Source organism: Robiginitalea sp., assembly GCF_049588695.1.
In the GTDB taxonomy this organism is placed as follows: Bacteria; Bacteroidota; Bacteroidia; order Flavobacteriales; family Flavobacteriaceae; genus Robiginitalea.
The window spans coordinates 1-4,509 of the sequence record NZ_JBAVZJ010000333.1; the positions used below are offsets into that span (position 1 = coordinate 1).

General features: G+C 48.2%; 4 protein-coding genes. 1 reads left to right on the forward strand and 3 read right to left on the reverse strand.

The annotated features are described in order from the left end of the window. Positions 1 to 307, reverse strand: a 307-nt coding sequence (locus tag WBV75_RS08130; protein WP_424120134.1) for a (2Fe-2S)-binding protein, incomplete at its 3' end; no start/stop codon positions are given. Positions 308 to 869: 562 nt separating this feature from the next. Between WBV75_RS08130 and WBV75_RS08135 the strand changes: the two genes are divergently transcribed. Then, positions 870 to 2,285, forward strand: coding sequence for a glycosyltransferase (locus tag WBV75_RS08135; protein WP_424120137.1), 1,416 nt, complete (start codon positions 870 to 872; stop codon positions 2,283 to 2,285). Here WBV75_RS08135 and WBV75_RS08140 read toward each other — a convergent pair. Next, complete coding sequence (locus tag WBV75_RS08140) at positions 2,282 to 3,700, reverse strand: amidohydrolase family protein (RefSeq protein WP_424120135.1); 1,419 nt, start codon at positions 3,698 to 3,700, stop codon at positions 2,282 to 2,284. The two genes, WBV75_RS08135 and WBV75_RS08140, sit on opposite strands and share 4 nt — an antisense overlap. Before the next feature lie 179 nt (positions 3,701 to 3,879). Continuing rightward, positions 3,880 to 4,407, reverse strand: coding sequence for a menaquinone-dependent protoporphyrinogen IX dehydrogenase (gene hemG / locus WBV75_RS08145; protein ID WP_424120136.1), 528 nt, complete (start codon positions 4,405 to 4,407; stop codon positions 3,880 to 3,882). Positions 4,408 to 4,509 lie beyond the last annotated feature (102 nt).

Here is a 4,509-nt window from a genome sequence, read left to right on the forward strand (position 1 = left end):
GGCAATACCCGCACTGGGGTGCCTGGGCTTCAATCCATGCTTCCTGGAGGGGGTGGTCGCCTGCTTCTGACAAACCTTCGATGGTTTTTAGGCGCTGCCCTTCACTGACTGCTTCTACGTTTAAGACGCAGGCCCGCATAGGACTGCCATCCACGTGGATGACGCAGGCCCCGCAAATCGCGATCCCGCATCCGTATTTGGTTCCGGTGAGGCCGAGGTGTTCCCGAAGGACCCATAAGAGGGAGGTGCCCGCAGCAACGTCAACTTCTTGTTTTGTATCGTTGATATCTAAAGTGAATTGAGGCATAGCGTATTGTGTTCCCGCTTAAGTTACTCAAAAAGGCGAAAAGTTGTTTTGCGGCAGAAAAAATATTTTGGCAGATGCTTTTTCCTAAGTCTTTGTAGCCAGTAGCCAGTACGCAGTTTTCACATAGGTTAAATATATGGAGTTTCATCATCGTGCCTACTGCCACTGCCCACTGAATACTTGTTCTTTAAACCTTGAACCACTTTCAGTAGCCAGTAGCCAGTAGCCAGTCGCCAGTCGCCAGTAACAGTAGCCAGTAGCAGTATGCAGTATTTCCATAGATGTAACCGTGGATTTAATTTTCTTGCGGTCTCTCACTGCAAACTGCCACTGCAAACTGTTTACTTCAACCTTTAACCCCTCCTTCCCACGAAATCACTCATTCAAAAAACAGCGTGCCAACTTCGCAAAATGAGCCTGTCAAATAGTGGAATATGAAAAGAAAAAGGGGTAGATGTGAAGATTATGATAATTCTGAAAAATCCGACATCTGAAAACTCTTTTTGATCGTAAAACAATACGTACGAGAATACACTTACACACGAGAACCGCTATTATGAAGATTAAAAACGCTTTGAACTCCCTAAAGGGTGGGGCCAATCTTTCTAAAATCACTTCGCCCGGGGAACGGGTGCGAACTTTTTTTGATACCGCTGATGCCTGGCGGATTTTTGTACAGGGCAGTACCCTGGTGCTGCTTATTGGTGCCGTCAACCTGGTATTTGTGCTGCAGTCAGATTTTGAACAGTACAATATTGGCCGTCTGAGTACGACCTTTGGATATGCCTTTATGATGTTTACCGGAGCGCTTTTCCTCTTTAAAGCTTTCTATTTCCTTTTCATCCTATATCGTTATTTTACCTACAAGCCCATTGCCTCGGTTTCCGACGAGGAATTACCTACAGTGACCATTATCGTTCCGGCCTATAACGAAGGCAAGCAAGTCTATGCCACTTTAAAGAGTCTGGCGGCCAGCGATTATCCCCGCGAAAAAATCCAGATGATCAGTATTGATGACGGGAGCAAGGACGACACCTGGATCTGGATGCAGAAGGCGAAGGAAGAACTCGGGGACCAGGTGGCTATTTATCAGCAACCCAAAAATATGGGGAAAAGGCATGCGCTCTATCGCGGGTTCAACCTGGGGACAGGGGATGTTTTTGTGACTGTGGACAGCGATTCGGAAGTAGATCAGAATACCCTCCGAAACCTGGTGAGCCCATTTATAACGAATCCACAGTGTGGAGCTGTTGCAGGGAATATCCGGGTGCTCAACCTCAAAAAGGCACTCTTGCCAAAAATGCTGGATGTAAGTTTTGTCCTGAGCTTTGAATTCGTACGGTCTGCGGAGAGTACTTTGAACTCGGTACTGTGTACCCCTGGGGCCCTGGCCGCCTACAAAAGGGAAGCGGTTTTTAATTGCCTGGATGCCTGGATCAACCAGACCTTTATGGGGAAACCTTCAGATATCGGGGAAGATCGGGCTATGACCAATATGATTCTCAAGCAGGGCTACCACGTGTTGTTTCAACGTAATGCCTATGCCTATACCAACGTGCCGGACGGATTTCGCGGACTCCATAAGATGTTTACCCGATGGGGCAGGAGTAATGTACGTGAGAACATCCAGATGGCTAAATACGTCTTTACGGACTTTCGGGAAGATTCCAAAGCCGGGGCACGTTTGTTATTTATCAGCCAGTTTCTGAAAATTGTATTGTGCTACCCGCTGATGATTCTCATGCTTTATTTCGTAGCCACGCATCCCTTGTTATTCCTGAGCTCGACGCTGTTCAGCATTCTGGTTTTATCTACCTTCCCGGTGATTTTTTACGCCCGCAGGTATACCCTTTCGGAATCGTTCTGGGCCTATTCCTACAGCATTTTATATACTTTTGGATTGTTCTGGATTACCCCCTACGCGATCGCTACGGCGAATAAAAGTGGTTGGTTGACGCGTAGTCTGCCCACCACCTAATCGTTAAAAGGTACATCCACCGGCCTTAATAGCCCGGCCCGCATCACGTGGGTAATCGACCTGAAATTAGAGACGTCTGCGGAGGGATCTTTGTCAAGTACGATCAGGTCGGCCATTTTTCCTACTTCCAGGGTCCCGAAATCTTCTGCTCTTTCCATTGCAATAGCCCCATTTCGTGTAGCCATAGGGATAATGTCCGCAGGTGAAATACCGGCTTGCTGCATGGCCTCCAGCTCGTCATAGATGGAGATTCCGTGCAGGGTGCCCGGATTCCCAGCATCGGTGGAGAGGGCAATGGGAATACCGGCTTCGTAAACACGCTTTAAGTTGGCCGCCATCATAGCCTCCAGCCCGTCTATGTATTCTGAATTGGCCGAGATATTCTCCTCGTATTGCTCGGGGTTGGGGTAATACTTAAAGAACAAGTGCCCGGAATTGATCCTGTTTTTCGTTTCTGCATCCACGACATTGTTGGGATCCTTGACACTGAAATTATTCGTAAGGGCTTTTGCTGCATTGTTGTAACCCCGGACGACCACCAGGGTAGGGCAGTAGATGACCCCGGCCTTTCGGGCAAGATCGATAAATTCATCATCCAGGGGTAGGTCATCCACACTGTGAACCAGTACTTTTGCCCCCAGGCGCAGGGCTTCTTTGGCCTGGTCCAGGTCAGTGGCATGCACAATAAGCTTGTTGTTTTGACGGCCTACCTCTTCTTTAACTGCTCGCAGACTTTTCATAAAGACCGAGTCCTGCAGGGCAATCATCCAGATTTTGATCCCCGTAGCCCCGAGTGCTGTTTGCTTTTGAACCCTTTCCCTTCCCAGTTCAGGACTGGTCAGCTGGATGAGTTGGTTGCCTTCAACGGTATTAATGATGGCGAGGTTTTCCTGGGGAACCGGGGTCAGGAGGGGTCCCGCAGCTGCCACATGGGGGGCATCCAAATTTTCCTCAGCTGAATCCGGGAGGCCCAGGCTCCACTCGTAACCACCTACATCGTAGACCGCAGTGACACCCGATCGCAAATAAGCCTCATAATACCGATCCGGATTTGCGGCTAATTGCTTCTGCACAGCTTCATACGGGAGGGTATCCCTGAGGTCTAGCGCATCCGGCCGGCCGTCATAAAAACCGGTTTGCCCAAAATGGACATGGGCATCCACCAGCCCAGGGGTGATGTATTTACCTGAAACATCAACTATCTCAGCTCCTTCCGGAATTTCTGTTTCAGCGCCCCCAATAGCGGTAATCCGACCCTCCTGAATGAGGATGACGCCATTGCCGGTCTGATTGCCATTGCCGTCAAATAGGGTGGCCCCCTTCAGGGCAGTAGTCGGAATTTTAGATTCGGGAGTAGTATTGCACCCAATAAGCAGGGCGATCAGGGGAATGCAGAAAAGGAAGCCGGGTTTCATAGGGTTGGTTTTATGTCTTTGAAAGTAGCGCTTTTTCGACTTTTTAAAAGCGCAGGTGTGAATTATTGTTTCAGGAAAAGACGCGCTGAAGGGTCTGGAAAACATCCATTCAAATTTAATTCCTCAAGGTACCCAATAGCCCGGGGATAAAACCCGTTATATGGATGATGACCGTAATTTTACAATTCCACCAGGCGCTCGCCAAAGGAAGCTACTTTATCCCAATTCGTATACTCTTTCACGGTTTTGGGATCGGTAGGTCCTTTGGTCATCCACATGATTAGTCGGATCATGGTACGGTCAAAAAAAGAGTACTTCGGATATTCCAGCATCCCGGCAAAGGTTTCCACCAAATCGGGTTTCCAGGTAATCGTCTTAAAAAACTTAACCACATAAGGGTTGGTTTCCGGACTGCTTTTCTCAGGTTTCCGGGCTACTAAATTGACCGAAAAAAAGGCCGTCCTTTTGGATTCCAGCTCAGCTTGTTTTGTATTGATTAACTCGATTATCTTTTTGTCGTGTACCCCGTAGCGAATACTCGCCCCAATAATAACCCTGTCGTATTCGGATAGGTCGCCTTTAAAGTCCTCGATGGCAATGAGGTCTGCGGGCTGCTCGTGCGCTTTGAGTATTTCCTGAAGCTTTTGGCAGATCTTCTTCGTGTGTCCATCCACGGTAGCGTAGATCATGGCGGTTTGTGTTGGCATAATAAATCAAAATTTAATACAACAGAATAAACAGGGCAGGGGGTCGGTAAACCCGCATAGTTACCTAGTTTACTCCGTTTCGGGAGACAACATTTTATATAC

Coding starts and splice junctions, on each gene's coding strand:
- hemG (WP_424120136.1), bottom strand. CDS start 4,407: ATGCCAACACAAACCGCCATGATCTACGCTACCGTGGATGGACACACG.
- WBV75_RS08140 (WP_424120135.1), bottom strand. CDS start 3,700: ATGAAACCCGGCTTCCTTTTCTGCATTCCCCTGATCGCCCTGCTTATT.